9 protein-coding genes are annotated in these 18,585 nt (G+C 56.9%); 6 read left to right on the plus strand and 3 right to left on the minus strand.

Going from position 1 to position 18,585, the window contains the following annotated elements:
• Positions 1-10: 10 nt before the first annotated feature.
• Positions 11-1,354, minus strand: a complete 1,344-nt coding sequence (locus BLW03_RS04260) for an alpha/beta fold hydrolase (protein WP_074652497.1) — start codon at positions 1,352-1,354, stop codon at positions 11-13.
• Between the two features lies 1 nt (position 1,355).
• Complete coding sequence (locus BLW03_RS04265; protein ID WP_074652498.1) at positions 1,356-4,619, minus strand: TonB-dependent receptor; 3,264 nt, start codon at positions 4,617-4,619, stop codon at positions 1,356-1,358.
• 151 nt (positions 4,620-4,770) lie between these two features.
• On the opposite strand from BLW03_RS04265, the gene BLW03_RS04270 reads away from it, so the two are divergent.
• From BLW03_RS04270 to BLW03_RS04300, 6 genes are all read left to right on the plus strand, one after another.
• A complete protein-coding gene (locus BLW03_RS04270) occupies positions 4,771-5,367 on the plus strand; it encodes a TetR/AcrR family transcriptional regulator (protein ID WP_074652499.1) in 597 nt (198 codons plus the stop codon).
• A gap of 110 nt (positions 5,368-5,477) precedes the next feature.
• A complete protein-coding gene (locus BLW03_RS04275) occupies positions 5,478-8,450 on the plus strand; it encodes a ligand-binding sensor domain-containing protein (RefSeq protein ID WP_083350314.1) in 2,973 nt (990 codons plus the stop codon).
• Complete coding sequence (locus BLW03_RS04280; protein WP_074652501.1) at positions 8,443-9,102, plus strand: response regulator; 660 nt, start codon at positions 8,443-8,445, stop codon at positions 9,100-9,102. Before BLW03_RS04275 ends, BLW03_RS04280 begins: the two co-directional genes overlap by 8 nt.
• A 196-nt stretch (positions 9,103-9,298) precedes the next feature.
• A complete protein-coding gene (locus BLW03_RS20305) occupies positions 9,299-9,649 on the plus strand; it encodes a response regulator (protein ID WP_139285088.1) in 351 nt (116 codons plus the stop codon).
• 370 nt (positions 9,650-10,019) lie between these two features.
• Entirely contained in the window at positions 10,020-14,015 is a 3,996-nt protein-coding gene (locus tag BLW03_RS04290) for an Ig-like domain-containing protein (protein WP_074652503.1), read from the plus strand.
• A gap of 801 nt (positions 14,016-14,816) precedes the next feature.
• Complete coding sequence (locus BLW03_RS04300; RefSeq protein WP_074652505.1) at positions 14,817-15,089, plus strand: hypothetical protein; 273 nt, start codon at positions 14,817-14,819, stop codon at positions 15,087-15,089.
• A 136-nt stretch (positions 15,090-15,225) separates the two neighbouring features.
• Here BLW03_RS04300 and BLW03_RS04305 read toward each other — a convergent pair whose 3' ends face one another.
• Positions 15,226-18,201 (minus strand): FG-GAP-like repeat-containing protein, encoded by a 2,976-nt coding sequence (locus tag BLW03_RS04305; RefSeq protein WP_212733127.1) that lies wholly within the window; start codon positions 18,199-18,201, stop codon positions 15,226-15,228.
• Positions 18,202-18,585: the final 384 nt, after the last annotated feature.

Raw genomic sequence — 18,585 nt, forward strand, 5'->3', positions numbered from 1 at the left:
AGCCCCCTGCCTACCAGAGCAGATCGACGATCGACAGATTGCGCTGGAAGTCCATGGATGGCCGTGCATAGATTGTCTCAGTCCGCAGCTGCACCTTCACACCGTCACTGCCAGACACGTGCGCGACAAAGTTGTCACGCACCGGTAGCCCCGTCGGCTCTTCCGGGACAGGCTTGCCATTCATTAAGACAGGGTCCCTCTCCTTTGAGAAGTAGCCATCTGGACGGGCAATCGTCAGGTGTGACGTTCCCTTCGCTGCGTCCTCAGTGGCGGGCACAAGACGCAAATTTAGCAGGTTCGTCGAGCGGAGCAGAGGAGCCTTGAAATACGAAATGGTGCGACCGGCCGAAGTTAACGCGAACTCATATTCCACGTTTGAATCCAGCGTCACTGGCCCCCACGCGCCGTCGGCACCGGTCGTCGTCTCATAGGCGGTCCCCGCGCGGTTTGCACTGCCGGGAGCAAGTGCATAGACCGTTAGACGTACATCTGCCACGCCAATGTTCGTTGCAGCATGTGCCCCAAAGCCTGTCACCAATCCGCTGACGGTCACCTTTGCCTGGGGTGTCACCTTCAAAGTCGCCGGTGGGTGACCGTTCAGGAAACGATACATCTCCGCAAACGCGGCTGGAGAGAACGCGAGCTCGCGATGGTCCGCGTTGGGAACGACAATGTTCGTCGCACCTTTCAGCGCTGGCCCCTCGTACGTGACTCCCGTCTGTTGCGCCAGACCGCTGGCGCGACCATCGGGTTGCGCATACTTGTCCAACGTGTCGCTGCGTAACGTCAGCATACGGACGCCGTCCACCACCTCTGAACCGCCGTTCAATGCAGTCAGGAATCGGCCGCCACCGTTGAATTCCCCATCGAGGCCCGTGGTGGTGACCATGACTCCATGGTTCGGCGTGCCGCACAGAATCGCCGCAGACACCACTGCGCTGCCACCGGCATTCCGCAGGTAATTGCGGATGGTGAGGCCACCGCGGCTGCTGCCAATGAGCACAACCTTGTGGGCGTGTGTCTTCAGCAGAACACGCGTCACAAAAGCGCTCAGTTCACTCGCGGCATCCACGGTCGAAGAACGGTCCGGCTCAGAGACGGTGTCTGCTGTGCGTGCGGACGGGTTGGTAAAGCGAACCGAGAACAAACGGTCCGCGGCATAACCATTGGATTCGAAAAGCCATGTGATGCCAATCCACTTGGCTGCATCGTCACCGTTGCCGTGGACGAACACAATTGGTTCAGCTGGCACCGAAGCAGCCCCGGCCTGTGCGCGTGAAGACACGAAACAGGCCAGGACAGCAGCCATAGCAAACAGAAGTGCGCGGGTGCGCGTGATCAAAGATCCGTTCATCTTAGAAAGACACCTTCAGCGCAAACTGCAGCTGACGTTGCGGGTAAGTGGAAGAGATGCGGCCAAACGTTGTGTTGGAGATATTACCGTCCGGCGCGGTGAAGTTGGAATGGTTGAACAGATTAAACGCTTCCGCGCGGAACTGTCCCTGAATGCCCTCATGAATCGGAATTCGCTTAGAAACACCCAGATCCGTCTGGTAATACGCATAGCCACGGAAGCTGTTCCGGCGGGCGTTGCCGAAGGGTGCATAGTACTGCGGTACGGATACGTTCGCGGCATTCAGGTACGTGAGCGGCGTGCGTGCTGCACCTGTATTGACCGGGTTACCCAGAACGTTGGGCCGCGACGCATTGCGTCCCAGCACGCTGATGACAGGTACCACCTGCTGCTGCGCGTTCGGCGTGTAGGTCAGTGTTACCGGCTCCCCGGAGCGTGCGTTGATGATGGTATTGGCTTCCCATCCGCCCACAAGGCCACCAACCATACCGCGAGTGTTTCCCAGAAAGCGACGGCCAGGACCAAAGGGTAGTTGATAGACAATGCTGGTCACGTTGTTAACAGGCCGATCAACGTTGGAGATACCGTAGTCGGCTGCGACATTATTCACATCCTGCACCGCGGTGTTGTTGCCGTTGTTGTTATCAAAGGCTTGTGACGCCACATCCATTGCCTTGGACCACGTGAAGCTGTTCAGGAAGAAGAGGCCGTTGGCCGAACTCTTCTGCACACGCGCCTGCAGGCTGTTGTAGTTGCCGTAGCCATACGGCAGCGTGGCAGCGATAGAGCTGTACGCCTGGTTGGGACGACGCAGTTCCACATTGGTGTTCTCACCCACGGCATTAGGGCGGGCCTGATTGATGTCGTTGATGATGATCAGATTGCCCGAGTTATTGCCGACATAGGCCAGATCCAGCATCCACTGCGATGGCAACTGTTGCTGGACGGAAGCGTAATAGCTGCCGACATGCACCGAAGGTGAGTCTGCCGGGATGTACTGCACCGTGCTGCTGCGCGGATCGAAATTGGCGGAGGAAGCGAAGCCATCGGGATAACCCGCCTGCGTGTTGCGGAAGGTGGGCGACGTTGGGCTCGACTGCGTCACGGTCGCCAGCACAAAGCGCGGGCCGTTATACGCCAGATAGCTGGTGCCGGTGCGGTTGAAGTTGCTGTAGGTGTCGCCATAGCCAGCATGCACTACCGTGCCAGTGCGTGGCTGCCACGCGATACCAACTCGCGGGGCCAGGTTGTTGGTGTCCATGTGTACCAGGCCGCGGTCATAGATGGAACCGCTTTTCGCCAGGATGATGGAGTTGGTCGGTGGGTTGTAGTTCGAGAGCAGGTTGTCACGCTCATAGAAGGGCGTCACCAGTTCATAGCGCAGACCAAGGTTCAGCGTTACGGCAGGGGTCACCTTCCAGTCGTCCTGCACGTAGGCAAAGCCCGACTGCTGGCGATGATGCACGAGACCCGGATTGACAAGCTGGTACTGGCTGCGAGCGCCGAACAGGAAGTCTGCGAGGCTGTAGAGCGCCTGGTTGGTCGTGGTGAGTGAGGCGCCCGCCGGTGCGGAGAACAGACCGGAGTAGACGTCACGTCCGAGGATCGGATTCACGTCCAGCGTCTCTACACCGAGCCACTGGTATTCCAGGCCAGCCTTCAATGTCTGGCGGCCGAGCACGCGGGTGTAGTTCACCTTGGGGTCATACAGCGTGGGGTGCTGAAACTGTGGACTGGTCGCCTGGCGGCCAAGCGCGCTGAAGCCAAGCAGTGTCTCCGACGAGATGCCGCCGGTATATAGCGGATCCGTGGGCAGGCCGCCGATGCCGAACAAGGTCTGCATGCTGGGGCCACCGGCCAGTGGGGGTGCCTTACCTGCGTCAGAGTGCGAATAGCCCATGCGGACTTCGAGCAGGTTGTTTGCGTTGATGGTCCACGTCAGACCACCTGCGATGGAGCGGATGGGCACGATCTGCGAACCGTTTCCGTTACCTCCCGCAACGCCGGGGATGATGCCGGGATCGAAGACATTGAATGCGCTCTGACTGTACCGGCCAAAGACACGCACGTTGCTGGAGAAGTAATGGTCGATCTTGACGTCGCCCTTGTTGCGGAAATCCTGAATGCGATAAAGCGTGGTGAAGTTGTTTGAGATGCCGGCGCTCGTGGGTGTGGGCAACGTGGCAAGTGCACCGCTGGCGAAGCGGATAATATCAGCGGCAGGGATAACGCCGTTGGCATAGACCACGCCGGTGAACGGATTCTTCACCGGGATGCCAAGCTGACCGAGACGCTGCGCTACCGTGGGCAGCGAAGCAAACGCGACGGACGAACTGACCTCGCGATAGCCTTCGTAGTCTGCAAAGAAGAAGCTCTCGTCGCGCCAGATAGGTCCACCGAAGGTGCCGCCGAACTGGTTGCGGTTGAGGCGCGGCTTACCAGCCGCAGACTTGAAGTAGCCCGCGGCATTTAACGATGTGTTGCGGAAGTACTCCCACACGCTGCCGTGGAAGGCATTGGTGCCGCTGCGCAGGCTGGCGTTGACAGTGGCGCCACCGGCGCGGCCAAACTCGGCACTGGCATTGTTCGTCACGGCGCGGAACTCTGCGATGGCGTCTGGCGGAGGCTGTACGACCTGGTTAGAGAGGCCCTGGTTCGATGTGCCGAAGTAGTTGTTATCGATGCCGTCGAGAAGGAAGTTATTGGCGGTGCTGCGCAGGCCGTTTACGTTGAACGATCCTTCCCTCAGCGAACTGCTGCTGCCATACGAGCTGGGGGAGCGAACGACGCCGGTGCTGAGGAACACAAGTTCGGAGTACGCACGGCCGTTCAACGGCAGTTCGCGAATCTCTTCGGTGTTGATGGTTTGTCCGCGGTCCGAGGTGTCGGTCTGCAACTGCGCGGCTTCTGCGGTCACCGTCACGGCAGTCTGCACCTCGCCGGGCGCGAGGCGAACATCCACACGCTGGCGTGCGCCAATGGTCAGCTCAAACGCGCTGGCTGAGAACTTGCCGAAGCCGGACTTGTCAGCGCTCAGCTCATACCGGCCGAGGGGCACGGAGGGGAATGTAAACTCGCCGCTGGATGTCGTCGTCGTAGTGAAGACGATACCCTTGTTTACTTCGCGGATTGTGACATGAGCATCCGGGATATAGGCGCCACTGGGGTCAATTGCCGTCCCCAGAACCGATCCAGTATCGAACTGGGCGCTACAAAGAGCGGGATGCACGAAGAGGCAGACCAAGGGAATCAGAAGTTTGCGCATGAAGCGGAATCTAGCCGCGGAGAATCAATGGAGCGTTACCGGACCGTGACAGAACGAAAAAGAGTGAGTAATCACTTACCGCACGAATGGAACGCCTTGCTATGGCTTGCTTCCTATCCAACGCTTATGTTTTGCTGGAATTCCGTGGCCTATGAAGAACGCTGAACGTCGCACGAGCCTCATTGAAGCTGCCAGGACGCTGTTCGCGGAACGTGGCTTCCATGGCACCACAACGAAGCAGGTCGCAGCCGCGGCAGGCGTCACGGAATCGCTTATCTTCAGGCACTTCGAGAACAAGGAGTCGCTCTATCACGCGGTGATTGACGATTACGTGGAGCGCTCCCGCCGCCCGGATTGGCATGACGAGATCCGTGCCTGCATGGCGGCAAACTCCGACGCCGACTTGATCCGCGCCCTCGTCGCATATGTCATCGGGGCCTACCGAGGCCATCCTGTGATGCAGCGACTCGTTCTCTTCGCAATCCTTGAGGGGTATCACAAGGAGGCGGACCGAGCATGCCACCTCCCCAAGGCACTGCAAAAAGAGGTCATCGCCTACTTCAAGCGACGACAGGAAGAGGGAGCGCTGCAGCCAATGAACCCCGCCGCGGTGTTCCACATCATCTTCGGCATGGCCAGGAGCTACGCCATAGGCAAGTACTGCTACAAGCTGAAAGAGGTCGCCATCTCCGACGACGAAGCTACCGAGGCCTTCTCGCAGTTCGCGATTCGCGCTGTCATGAAGTAAGACCTGCGTCAGGTGGCTGACAGTTGCGACACCGGCAGCTAGTTCTCGCTGATAAAGTTCTCTTTTAGAGCCTTACCGGCAGGCTGACTCTTAGCGAATCGACAAAGTGTATGGTTGCAAATCCTTCTGCGAACTCGTGGGTAGGCAGCTATATCCTGTGGTGTCTTGTGGTGCTCCTGCCGAGCAGCACTCAAGCTCAATATCGGTTCACACAGTGGACCGCTGAGTCCGGTTTACCGCAAAGCAGCGTGCGCGGTATGGTGCAGACACCCGATGGTTATCTCTGGGTCGCTACGCTCAACGGTCTGGCTCGCTTTGACGGAGTACGCTTTCAGGTCTACGACAAGAGCAATACGCCCGGGATAACTTCCAGCCGCTTCATGGCCATGGTTCCCGGTCCCGGTGATGAACTCTGGTTGGTAAGTGAAGACCACAATATCATCCGCGTCCATAGCGGACAGTTTTCTCCTGTGGGCGAAAGTCACGGCGTTTTACCCCATTCCGTAAATGCTGTCACCGCGGATCATGGTCGCGTATGGGTTCTTTCCGACACCCACGTAGCGGAATGGAATAGGTCGACAGAACAGTTCGAACGCGCAGACTTCAGTACGAACGACCTCCAGTTCCATTCCCTTCGCTGGTATGGGACAGGGTTCTGGGCGCAGCGTGACCGTCGTCTCATTTGTTTCAACCGAGGCCGCCTCCTGAATTTCATGATGCCGCGAGGCGCGGATGCCACCCGGATCACCGGCGTCGTGGTGAATGCGCAGGACGCTGGATGGGTCGGAACAAGCGACGGTCGACTGGCTCGGCTTAGCGATAAGCCGGGCCGCTTGACGCGTGAAGCTCAAAGCTTTGCCCTGCACGGTCTGTCCAAAACTGAGGACTGGCGAGTTGAGATCATTCCTCCTCGTTTTGAACGGCGGATACACTTGCCAATCGACGGCGTCGATCATCTCCTTCAGCTCACAGCCATCCAGGCAGACGATGAAGACAACATTTGGGTCGGCACTGAGGGCCAGGGCCTCTATCGGATCCAGCGCCAACAGAGCAAAGTGCTTTCCAAGGCCCAGGGACTCGCCAGCGACAATACCTATCCTGTGCTGCATGCGCGCTCTGGAGAGATATGGGCAGGCAGTTGGCCAGACGGCGTCTCCGAAATTCGCGACGGTGTAGTCGTGCATACCTTCAGCACCGCTCAGGGCATCCCGGGCCTGGTCACTTCATTGTTTGAAGATCAAGCTGGCGTCCTGTGGATTGGTACCCACGGTGGGATTCGTACGTTGGTGAACGGACGTGTCACCAATCCCGCTATTGATCTGCAGGGCCAGTCAGCAGCACAGGTGATCCATCAGGCCCCTGACGGAGCCATGCTCTTCGGAACTGGCGATGGACTGACCGTAACAAGGGATCATGTCAACCACCAACTAACTGTAAAGGATGGTCTCACCACCAACGACGTTCGTGTCATCCTGACAGACCGCAAAGGCGATCTCTGGATTGGTGGATACGGTGGACTCACGCGCCTCCACGGAACGCAGATCACTCGCTGGACAGAGAAGGATGGACTTCCCAGCGACAACATCCGCAGCATTCTGGAAGACTTTTTGGGATTCATCTGGGTTGGGACATACGATGGCGGCATAGGCTGGTTCCGCAACGGCAAGTGGATCATCTTCAACAAGCGTAAAGGTCTGTTCGATAACGGGGCCTTCCAGATATTGGAAGATGCCAGAAGTCGGTTCTGGATCAGTTCGAATCGCGGAATCTACCGCGTTGACCGCGCGCAGCTTGCCGGAGTGGCCGATGGCAAGGAGACCATGATCACCTACGTTGCCTACGGCCGTGCCGACGGCATGGTGAGCGTCGAGTGCAACGGCGGATTATGGCCTGCGGGTGCAAAAGATGAGGAAGGAAGGCTCTGGTTCCCAACGCAGGTTGGGATCGCCATAATCGATCCTCAAAAGGTCTCGGTGATCAGCTCCCCACCTCGGGTGGTGGTGGAAGACACACGCATCGATGGCCAGCTGCAACACCCGGCAAAGACCATCACGCTCAAACCAGCACAGACAAGCGTCGAAATTGCATACACGGCGCTAAGCCTCACCAAGCCCGAACAAATCACCTTCCGTTACAAATTGAACGGTGTGGATAAGGACTGGCAGGAAGTCGGCTTTCGGCGCATAGCGTATTACACACACCTTCCCCCGGGCCGCTATACATTTCAAGTCCTCGCTCGCAACAGTGATGGCGTATCCAGCTTGAACACCGCCGAATTAAAGCTTGTAGTCGTGCCTATCTTCTACCGTCGCCCATGGTTTCTCTCTACCGCTCTCTTTCTCGTTTTGTCGCTCCTCACCTCTGCCTGGCGCCGACGCGTTAAACAGCTAAAGCAGGCACAGATGCGACTCCAGAATTTCTCAGGACAACTGATCGCTTCGCAGGAAAGTGAACGCAGGAGAATTGCAGCGGAACTTCACGACAGTCTCGGTCAGAGATTGATCATCATCCATAACCTCGCACTCTTTCTCCTGCGTTCCAAGGGAAAGGTCCGTACGGAGGAGGAAAAACGCGCAACGATGGAAGAGATCAGCGGAGAAGCTTCCGCAGCCATCGAAGAAACGCGCTCCATCTCGTACGCATTGCGTCCCTTTCAACTGGATCGTCTTGGTCTGACCCGCGCCATACGGGCGCTCTGCACAACCGCTGCGAAAGCCTCCGACATACAGCTCTCGAACGATCTGGCAAATATCGATGATGCATTCGCGGAAGATCTCCACATCCATCTCTATCGAATCGTGCAGGAAGGCCTGAACAATGTCCTCAAGCATTCCATGGCAACCACAGCCGAAGTGAAGATTCTCCGCAGCGATCATCAGGTAACAATCAGCATCCAGGACGATGGCCGTGGGATGCCCGAAAAGCCGCGTACGCCCGAGCCGGGAGAGGGAGGGTTCGGAATCAGCGGCATGCGCGAACGCGTGACCCTCCTCAGCGGATCCATGCAGGTGGAAAGTGATGCAGGCATTGGTACTCTGGTGACGATCCTGCTACCCATTGCGAGAGCCACTCATCATGAGTGAGATCATCCAGATTCTTCTAGCCGACGATCACCCTGTTGTTCGTCGTGGCCTGAGGGCTGCGCTCGAAGACGATGAAAGACTACAGGTCATCGCCGAAGCCGCTGACGGAAATGAAGCGCTGCGTCAAATGGAAGCACTCAACCCGTCCGTGGCAGTCCTCGATATCGACATGCCAGGAATGAATGGATTAGCAGTCGCTCGTGAGGCCTTGCAGAAGAAGCTGCCCACGCGCATCATCTTTATGACGTTTCATGCGGATGAAGACCTGATGCGCGCCGCCATGGAAAGTGGCGGTCAGGGTTATCTTCTCAAAGGAAGTGAGACTGACGAAGTGTGCGCTGCCATCCACGCGGTCCACGCAGGTAGAACGTATATCGGTTCCACAATGGCAGCCGTGCTTCTCACTCAGGCCTCTCAAAGGAGAGACGTCCCTTCAAGCCTCAAACTCCTCACGCCAACCGAAAGAAAGATTTTGCGCTTGATTGCAGACGGCCTGTCGAGCAAAGAGATCGGCGACGCACTCAGTATCCATTACCGCACGGTTGAAAATCATCGCACCAATATGTGCCGCAAGCTCGAAGTAGAAGGCGCAAACGCGCTAGCGCGATTTGCGTTGCATCACAGAGCCGTCTTGCAGGAGCGCCTGCTCTGAATTGCTCAGCCCTGTCTGGCAGATATCATCCGTGGACTACAGTCGCACCCATAGTTCCGAAGGAACGCACATCCGTGTGGAACCACACGGGACATTCGGCACTTCCACATACATCGCGCATGTAGCGAATTGGATTCTGATACGGCATGGGTTCACTTGCATCGACAATGTGCGGAAGGCAGGCACACACAGCACCATGAAGGTTCTGATAGTGGAAGACAACCCCGCCGTCCGCAGGCTGATTCGTCTCGCGATCTCAGACGTGGCGGACGAAATAGCTGAGCGGGCAGATGGATCCGATGCCTTGCAGGCGTACGAAGAACATCACCCGGATGTTGTGTTGATGGATGTGAAGATGTCGCGCATGGATGGTCTCGTGGCGACACGCCAGGTGCTTCAGTTTCATCCGACGGCACGCATTGTCATCGTGACCGACTATGATGACGATGGGTTACGCACTGCAGCCAGCGAGGCCGGTGCGTGCGGCTATGTGCTGAAGAACGACCTCATGTTGCTGGAAGCATTCCTCAGTCATCTCACTTGCTGAAGACAGCGCTCCTCTGCAATCCTTCCGTTCCGCGAACGACTGTCCTGTACATCAATCAACATGATCCCTCGAAGTGTTCCGCGCTACGACGCGGCGTGATGCGTCGCGCATTTCAGAGTCCTGCTGACCATGCGGAACCACATAGTTAGTGTATGTAGTGCCACACTGCTTCCTGTGTAGCCACACGGATGTTCTTCATCGCCCGCAATACCTAATATCGCGGGCAAGGAGCTCACGCATCCCAATGAACTTTCGTATAGCAGCCACCATTGATTTAGTCCCCTGCTTGGCGATAGCACTGATCACGTCATGCGTGCCCATGCTTCGCGCGCAATCGTCGAGCAGAACTACCACCCTCGACTCCCCTCGAGTGACCAATCAATGGAACCAGGACGGCTCCGCAACGATCCACGTGGGCCTGCCAAAATCCACACAATCCGACGCGATCCGGTTCGTACTGAATGGCAAGAACGTAGCGGAGCGTTTTGTGCGCTCAGGTTGCAACCAGAACATCTGCGAAGACGCCACCCTGACCGCCAACGATGGCCTGCGCACAACGAAGAATTTACTTGCAGTCATTGCGGAAGGAGGTGTTAGTGCACGCCTGCGCTTCGACGGTGCTATGAACACCCGCAGCACAGTCGTGCTCACAGGGCATAGTGCCGGCATCTCCGCAACGGGTCTGCAAGCTCCGCAAGCGGCAACAGCTACTGCAACTGCACTCTTACCGACGGTCACCATGCGCACCGCGTACACAGGCGGCTGGAATGGAGCCATCGATGCGGCGCATCCATGGCTCATTGTTGGCAGCCAATACTTCCCCAACGTGCAGCCCTCCGGCTGTGGCGGATCAGGTGTACCCTCCAGTCGCTATCTTGTCATCGTTCTTGACCGGCAGACGCTCACCGAAAAGACAAACGCCCCGCAGTCTTCTCCGCAGTGTTTCAACGATGCAGTATCCCTCAAGACCTACCTTGGCACACTGGACAGCAGCGATTTGGCGATAGCTGGAACCACCTTTCAACACGATGCCGATGCCAACGTGGACTTCACACCAATCGGCGGTTCTGCTTGGACAGGACAACCTGGCACTACAGGCTATCCTGCAGGCATGTTAGCGATTGGTGCGGGCGGAGCGGCCAGGGGCTCCGCTTATGAAGGCTATTACACGCATGATCCAGGCAACCAGGCAGTGTTGCCTTTCGCATACGGAACCGTGCAGGAAGATGCTTACGGAAATTACAACTTTCAATCCTCTGAGGTAGTGGAATACACGGTTTCGCCGAACGATCCGGGGTTTCTCACCCCCAGTAAGACAAGTGCGATCAATGTCTCCGTTCCTACACAGTTTCCAAGCGGCAACCCGAACATCACCAGCTACACCTACACCCCGCCCGCAGGTACAAACGGATACTGGTTGCTGTCGCTCTCCCGCTACTCCCTAAATACATATCCTTACGCCTGCGCACAAACTGGTACTTCAACCGACGGCCATGTTCAGTACGTGGTTCAATGTGGAACGTTTTATCCTACGGGCAGTTCCGATCCCGCAACCTCCGATGCAGCCTATACTCAACTCGCAACGGACTTAGGCAGCATCAATGCATGGCAACTTGCCTTCCTCACGACGGTTGGCCAGGCCGCTTACGGTGGATCGAACAACAGTTGGTGGAACGTTGCCGGATGGCAGGGCTACAACCAGGCGATGAATGGTTTCGCGAAGTTCTCCGCAGCGCTCGATGCGTTGAATGGAACATCCCGGCTCACACAGTCTCTGCTCTCCCCTGCATCCGCTTATACATTCGTCACTTCTAAAGGAGCCGGCGGTCCTTTGAACGGCAGCGCCATTGAATCTACCACCGTGCTCTCGGCCCAGGGACAGACTGGCTTGATTCACGGCATTCTGCAACGAAATCTCAATGGGCTATTTCTCCCACAGCAAACGAATCAGGAGACAGCGGACACTTTCACACTGAAGGGCGGCATCAACAGTCCTGAATTCAAGCTGACGGAAGTCGCCATGGCACAGCCAGTCGACTGGCCTTCCACCAATCTCACCACACAACTTCCCGGCACAGACTCCATCAGCGGTCAGCTTGGCGCCTATAAGTACTTCAGTTACGTCCTGCTGAAAAACGTCTATCTACCAAGCCTGACGGGAAGCCATCTGGACGATCTGCATTATTTTTTCCCAAGCTCACTCAACACCTCCATCAATTACCACTATTACGATCCAAACGTGATTCTCTGGCCCGGCGGCAACCCCATTGGACCGTATGTGTTGCCATGCTCGTCGGTCAACGGAAACACCTGCACAGTCAATCTGCTGGCCAACGAAACCGTTTCTTTCACTGAGAACGATTTCCTTGCGATGCGTCAGCAACTCTCGACAGAAATCCATGATTTGACCGACACGCTGCAGTACATGATCACCGGCTCCACCAACATGAAAGACATCATCTCCGGTGGCAATTCCAATGTGGGCCTGGCGCTGACCGGCGCGGCCTCGACTATCCTCGGCTCCAAACTGGTGCCAGTTCCGCCGACCACGAAGGTCACCACAAGCTGGCAAAGTATCGTCTCCATGATTGGTGGAGTGGCCTCACTCGCCTCTGCAATCCCTGGACTTGGAGAAGTCGCCGGAATCGCACAGCTTGGCACTGATGCGGCCAAAATATTTGGTGGATCATCCAGTGCGATTGGCGGTGTGCTTGGCATGGCATCCGGAGCCGGGGGAATTACCTCATCCACCACCAGTTCCGTGCTTCCAAGTTCGTTCTCAAAATTTGCGACGACGGTGGGCCAGCTTGCGAATGGCAGCATGCAGAGTCAGCTGAGCGTCGGCTTCGATACCATGACCGACAGCATCGTCTCCGATTGGGGCCGTATCTCCACCATTGGCCCTATGGTGATGGATACCAACAACACCACCTTCTTTGCGCCGAACCAGGTACAACAGAGCGTCGCGGTAGCAGCTCTGACACAGGCGGCATCGCGCAACTTCTACCTAGCGCTCATGCCCAGCTTCTACTACGTTCATGCTTGGAGAGGTGTATGGGGAGACTCCACAACACCAGCCAACAACATCCCCGATATGGGTTATCTGTATAACAGCGATATCCCGGTCGAATACTACTGCAATGCGTATTATCTGGATCCGCAGCAGAATAGTGGCACCAGTATGGCAGGGCTGGGAACAATCACCCCGTACGCCAGCGTGTACTATCCGGCGCTGCTGGGAATTGGACAATACTTCGGTAATGACCGCTCGTCCACTCCAATCGACTACTACGTCCTTGCGGGTGCAACGACTGGCGGAGGATCAGACGATCCAAGAATTCAGGTGATCGATCCCACGTTAGCGGCGAACCTTTTCTCCACATCGGGATTGAATCTACCCCTTGACGAATTTGTTCACGTGAACGGCCCAATGGCCGGAAGCACCACCTGGATCGATGCCTCGACAAATAATCCCGCATCCCACCAGGCCAGAACAACCTGCGCTTCGCACCTTTATGAAGCGGATGTTTCCAACCCGGAAGAAAACAGCTCCGTCAGCGCGACGCCACCCCTTGGCATCATCACGACCACCACGCTCTCGGTTCCATCCTCCATCGTTGCAGGAACGGGCGCGGTATTGACCGCCACGATCACCGCAAACAACGCACGCCTGAACGTTGGCAGTGTGTACTTCCTCGACAAAGGAGTGATACTCAGTACGGTTCCGGTCGACAACACGGGGACCGCTACCGTCACCTGGCCCAGCCTCGCGCTTGGCTCACACGCCCTTCAAGCGAAGTACATCGCCAACGGCAACTACAACACCTCCTCGTCCTCCATCGCTACAGTCGGTGTCTATTCCGCCGCTCCGGATCTTTCCCTCTCGATCGGAGCAGGTTCGCTGTCGGTCCCCGTGGGACATTCATCTTCTGTAGGGATACAGATGACTTCCCTGTATGGCCTCTCAGGAATGGTCAGCCTAAGCTGCACCGGGCTGCCCGCTAATGTGACATGTGTCTTCAATCCGAAGACTGTGCAGATCCTTTCGAATGGCATTGCAACTTCGGCTCTGACGTTAACGCGCGCAGCCGCAATACCCGCCGGCCTACCGTTGGGCGTCAATCGCTGGACGCTGCTCCTTATGCCCATTTCGCTTGGGCTGCTATGGTCGATACGCAGACGCCGCTCGGCTCTACGCGGGGTGGTTCTCGTGCTCCTGATTATGCTCGGAATCGGAAGCACAACCGGATGCAGTGGCAGCAGCAGCAACACAACGACCCAGCCGACCGAACCTCAAACCATCCTGGTAAGTGCCACCGTAGGTTCGATGTCAAAGACCATCCCACTCGTTTTGAGTCTGCAATAAGACGATCGCTTTTCGGTCGTCAGACAATCACCTGACATGCGATTGCGGCTGCGTCGAGGAAGCATCGACTCGCGTAGATATCCAGGTGTCCGACGTGAAACCGCTTGAGGCGCAGCGGGGAACATTGCGTTACATAAAGGCTGATCCCGATGCCGGTGACCTTACCAAGGTAAAAGTCGACACACTTGAATCTGTTCGAACGCACACCAATCAGAGGACGCAATGGACCTGGTCTTCGCAGAGGGTCAAGCCTCAACTAGCCGATGCGTATAGCAATTGCAGAGAAGCTTGCTCGTGGCGCGAGTCTGCACAGCTGTCGCCTGGGGCACAGCAGGGCTAATGGCCGCTAGCCGCCGATCAGCCCGTAGTTGCAGGACTCCAGTAGCACAGCCACTTCATTTGCAGTGCGGCGCCAATAGCAAACAAAGATGCTTTCACCGCTTCTTCATACCAGCTCGACGAGATGAGGCTACTTTTTGGGCACCAATGTCTCATCACTTCATAAAACGTATGACGATCCAGAGCACTCCTGCCAGGATGACGGCTACGACACCGACATATAGAAGTCGCATATCGCTGCCCGACGGCGCATAGCCTGACACCAAGCATCCCTGCAGTTGAGATGCGGTAAGTAGTGCTAAAACGGAGATTGCTAGACGAACGGTAGTGCGCTCACTACGAATCAACGACTTCACCTGTCTGAGTAGGAGCCTCTTTCGGGGTCAGCAGATGTACGATCAGGCCGCAAAGAGTTGGCTCCGCAAGTGTCGGACACACAAAGCGGTCATCTAAAATGACGAAATGAATACCAATGAAATCCTCTCCGCGATTGATGCTGAAATTAGCAAGCTCCAGCAGGCCCGTTCTATCCTGAGTGGCTATTCCGTTCCGATGGCCTTAAGGCGTGGTCCTGGACGCCCCAAGAAGACAGCGACCGCACCGCAGAAAGCTGCAACGGCTCCGCAGGTCAAGGTTGTGAAGCGTGGCATGAGCGCTGAGGGTAAGGCGCGCATTGCTGCTGCGCAGAAGAAGCGTTGGGCTGCAGCAAAGAAATTAGCAAAAACAGCCGCGTAAACAGGAAAGCCCCGGTCCAATGACACGTGTGCGTCAAAGAACCGGGGTCACTCGTCTAGGGATTTCAATAAGACTGCCCGGCACGCTAGCACAATCGCGAGTTACGGTGCCGGGCCACATCAATTACCATCCCGCCTTATTGGGCGCTCCCCACCACAAGCTTCCAGCTTTCGATCGTCAGCGCTGTGGTCAGTTGGCCGGTGCCGGCCGTGAAGCCATAGAAGGCGGTGTTGCCGCCAAGCATTGCTGGCAGATTGACCACCTTCGACCAGGTCGACGTCGCACCACTCTGCGGGTCCGTGAGGACTAAAGTGAGCGTTGTGCCGTCATAAACGATATCTGCCTTCACATGAAGCGCGTTGAGGATATTCACATTTGTGGGGACTGAGTACGTCGGATCTGTCAGCGAGACTCCAGCGGGGTAGAGTCCGGTCGAGTTTGCGCCTTCACCGTTGTTGTCAAAGAAATCAAACTTCAATGCAACGCTGTTCGGAATGAGGTAGAACCCAAGCTCGCCTCCGAAGTACCCTATCGCGCTGGAGCTGGAACGCTGCAGCGCGAACGTGAAGCCATCCGCTGGCTCATTCCCCAGAGAATCATTGGTGAATGTGAACGTCGAATGGAAGCTATTGATGTCGAAAGGGCTGGGCGTCCAAACCGATGCTGCCTTGTTCTGAGCCGTAGGCACCGTCTGCACGTTCTGGGTCAGACTCAGCGCGGTACCGCCCTGGATGTACGCTGTTCCGTTAAGCAATAGACCCACGTTCTCAAAGCGCGCTGCCGTGTCAATCGAGACCGTGCCCGGCTTGTAAGACCAGTTGAGTATCTCGATCGTCGACGTAAGGCCGCCCGTAGCTCCGGTGAAGCCGACATAGGCTCGGTTCGCACCGATCGATCCGGGGATATCCATGACATTCCGATAGCTCGCGCTTGCGCCGGTTGCCATGTCAGTGAGCAGCAGATTCAACGTGTAACCGTCGTACGCCACGTCGGCGCGCATAATGTGTCCTGTCAGCAGGGACACACTCGAAGGCAACACCATCCCGGGACCGGTGAGCGTATTGCCCGCGGTGTAGACACCGATCGAGTTTGCACCTTCGCCCCTGTTATCGAAAAGGTCGAACTTCAGGGCCACGCTGCTCGGAATGAAGTTGTAGCCGAGTTCCCCGCCTGCGGATCCCAACGCCGTGGGTGCGGCGTTCTGAAAGGTCAGCGTGAAGCCGTCCGCTTCTGGATCGGTGATCTGGAAATCGAAGCTGGTAGTAAAGCTTCCCATGTAGAGCGGTTCCGGGCTCCATGCAGACCCTGCTTCGTACTGCTTGCCATCTGTCAGGCGAAGCTTGTTTCCGTTGAACGCCGCAGAGCCATTCAGGTGAAGACCCAGGGCGGGTGTGAAGCCGTCAGAGGAGGTGGATAGGATGTCTGACCGGAGGGTGACTGTGTTGCTTGTCAGGTTTGTGAGACCGTCCGGGCTATAGAGCGCGGAGAACACGTGCTGGCCGGCCCCCGGCAGCATCACGTTGGAGAGCGTTGCGGTGGCTGTGCTGGTCGCACTCGCGAGAAGGGTACTGGAGCCTGTGACAACGTCAAGCAGACCGTCGCTCTTCAGATCAGCAGAGGCTACCTCGCCGCCGCTCGAAGTGAGGGTGAACGGTCCAATGCTCGGATCCGCCGCGAATTTGCCACTTCCATCGCCGAAGAGGAAGAAGACCGTGCCAGGCCCGCTATATACAGAGAAGTCCAGCTTGCCGTCCCCATTGAAATCACCGATCGCAAAGGCGGAGGGAGCATAACTTCCGGCAGTTACGTCCAAAGCTGGCTGGAAAGTACCATCACCAACCCCCAGGTTGACAAAAAGCGCGGTGGTAGCCCCGGTTGGGCGGGCAGAGATCGTTGGAATATAGGCCAGATCTGTAACCCCGTCCCCGTTGAAGTCTGCCGGGATTATGTTGTCTGGATTCAGCCCGTCGTGGGGTACCGGCTTGAAGGGCTGGAAAGTGCGATCACCGTTGCTCAACAAAACCAGCAAATTTGGCACGTTGTTGAAGGTCGATGCAACGATATCGTCGATTCCGTCGCCATTGAAATCCGCAGTCGCGAAGTTGCCGAAAGGAAATTGCGTATTGAGCGAACCGGCTGAGAGAAAGGGCTGCCGGAACGTACCGTCGCCGTTGCCAAAAGCCAGGGACACACTTCCCCCAGAGAAGAAAGCGTAATCAGCATTTCCGTCGTGGTCATAGTCTCCCGTAATAGCAGCGGAGCTACCGTTCGGGAGCTGGGTCTGGGTGAAGGTCCCGTCCCCCTTGCCCAGGAGCAGAATATTCGACTCGATCACATCGAAATTACCGTCCGCGTTGAAGTCAGCGACCATAGGACTTCCCGAATCGGACGTGAGTACAGCGACAGGAGCTTTGAATGTGCCGTCTCCGTTGCCGAGAGCCAGCGAGAGCACCTTGCTTGAACTGTTGCTGGAACTCTTAATCGAGAGCAGATCGGGTGCGCCGTCGTTATTGAAGTCGAAAAGGGAAAGAGATGTATTGGGAATTGGCGTGGTTCCCTGTACGTAGTTCAGATTCTGCGAAGGACCTGCGACCAGCGGCACGGTCCCAATGGCAGAGGGCGTAGGCCCGTTGGGCCCGTACAGGTCCTGGAAGGTGACGGATCCCGCAGGGATGGACAAGGTGTTTGCAGTGATCTTCGCAGTCAACGTGTACGGTGGCGTCTGATTCGCCGGATAGTCTTGTCGGGTCAAGCTGAACGCGTAGGTCGGAGGAACGCTGGGGTTCGAGGACGGCGTCACGGCCAGCATCTGGACGACAGACTGGCTCATACTGCCCAGCCCTGTGAACCCTGCGAACTTCGCTGTCAGAGCGTGCGAACCTGCGCCGAAACGGGTACGGATCACCGCGCGTCCGACGGGGCCGGAGCCATTGGTAATGATCTGGCCCGTACCGATAAGGCGTGCGCCGTCGTAGAAGCGCACCAGTCCACGTGGAATCGTGTTATTCGACGAATCGGTAACCTGCGCCGTCAGCGTCTCGGTTGTGCCCGCCGCAATGGTACCCGGCGAAGAGAGTGTGAAGATGGTCGTTGTTTGCGCCTTGCCCTGCACCGTGCAAGCGAAAGGCAGAACGAAAGCGGGGAGGAGACAGCAAAGGAAAGCGGAAGACGTGCGTCGCATGAAGAGTCTTGATTCCAGGGGCAGTCGAAGAACAAAGTGGGATCGCCGAATGGCGAGGTAACTTGACGTTAAGTAGGTAGATCGCATGGTCCTGAATCGTGCCGATCAGGATATATCCCAACGGCGCCAATTACATGAAGCAGGCAATTCCCTATTGCAGGGCAGCATAGTAATGAGATTAAAGTGTGTAAGCAAGAGTCGCCCCACTTGTTAATCGCAACCGGTTCGGAAGACGGTTACCCCTGATGACTCGGGATGACTGCCTGAGCATATACACCCTTATGCCGAACGACAAATGGCGCGAAAATAAGTACC

Origin of the sequence: Terriglobus roseus, from assembly GCF_900105625.1 — a bacterium.
GTDB lineage: Bacteria > Acidobacteriota > Terriglobia > Terriglobales > Acidobacteriaceae > Terriglobus > Terriglobus roseus_B.

What these genes read in the sequence shown, in the direction of transcription:
- BLW03_RS04275 (WP_083350314.1), top strand. Translation starts at nt 5,478, where the DNA reads ATGGTTGCAAATCCTTCTGCGAACTCGTGGGTAGGCAGCTATATCCTG.
- BLW03_RS04270 (WP_074652499.1), top strand. Translation starts at nt 4,771, where the DNA reads ATGAAGAACGCTGAACGTCGCACGAGCCTCATTGAAGCTGCCAGGACG.
- BLW03_RS04265 (WP_074652498.1), bottom strand. Translation starts at nt 4,619, where the DNA reads ATGCGCAAACTTCTGATTCCCTTGGTCTGCCTCTTCGTGCATCCCGCT.
- BLW03_RS20305 (WP_139285088.1), top strand. Translation starts at nt 9,299, where the DNA reads ATGAAGGTTCTGATAGTGGAAGACAACCCCGCCGTCCGCAGGCTGATT.
- BLW03_RS04280 (WP_074652501.1), top strand. Translation starts at nt 8,443, where the DNA reads ATGAGTGAGATCATCCAGATTCTTCTAGCCGACGATCACCCTGTTGTT.
- BLW03_RS04300 (WP_074652505.1), top strand. Translation starts at nt 14,817, where the DNA reads ATGAATACCAATGAAATCCTCTCCGCGATTGATGCTGAAATTAGCAAG.
- BLW03_RS04260 (WP_074652497.1), bottom strand. Translation starts at nt 1,354, where the DNA reads ATGAACGGATCTTTGATCACGCGCACCCGCGCACTTCTGTTTGCTATG.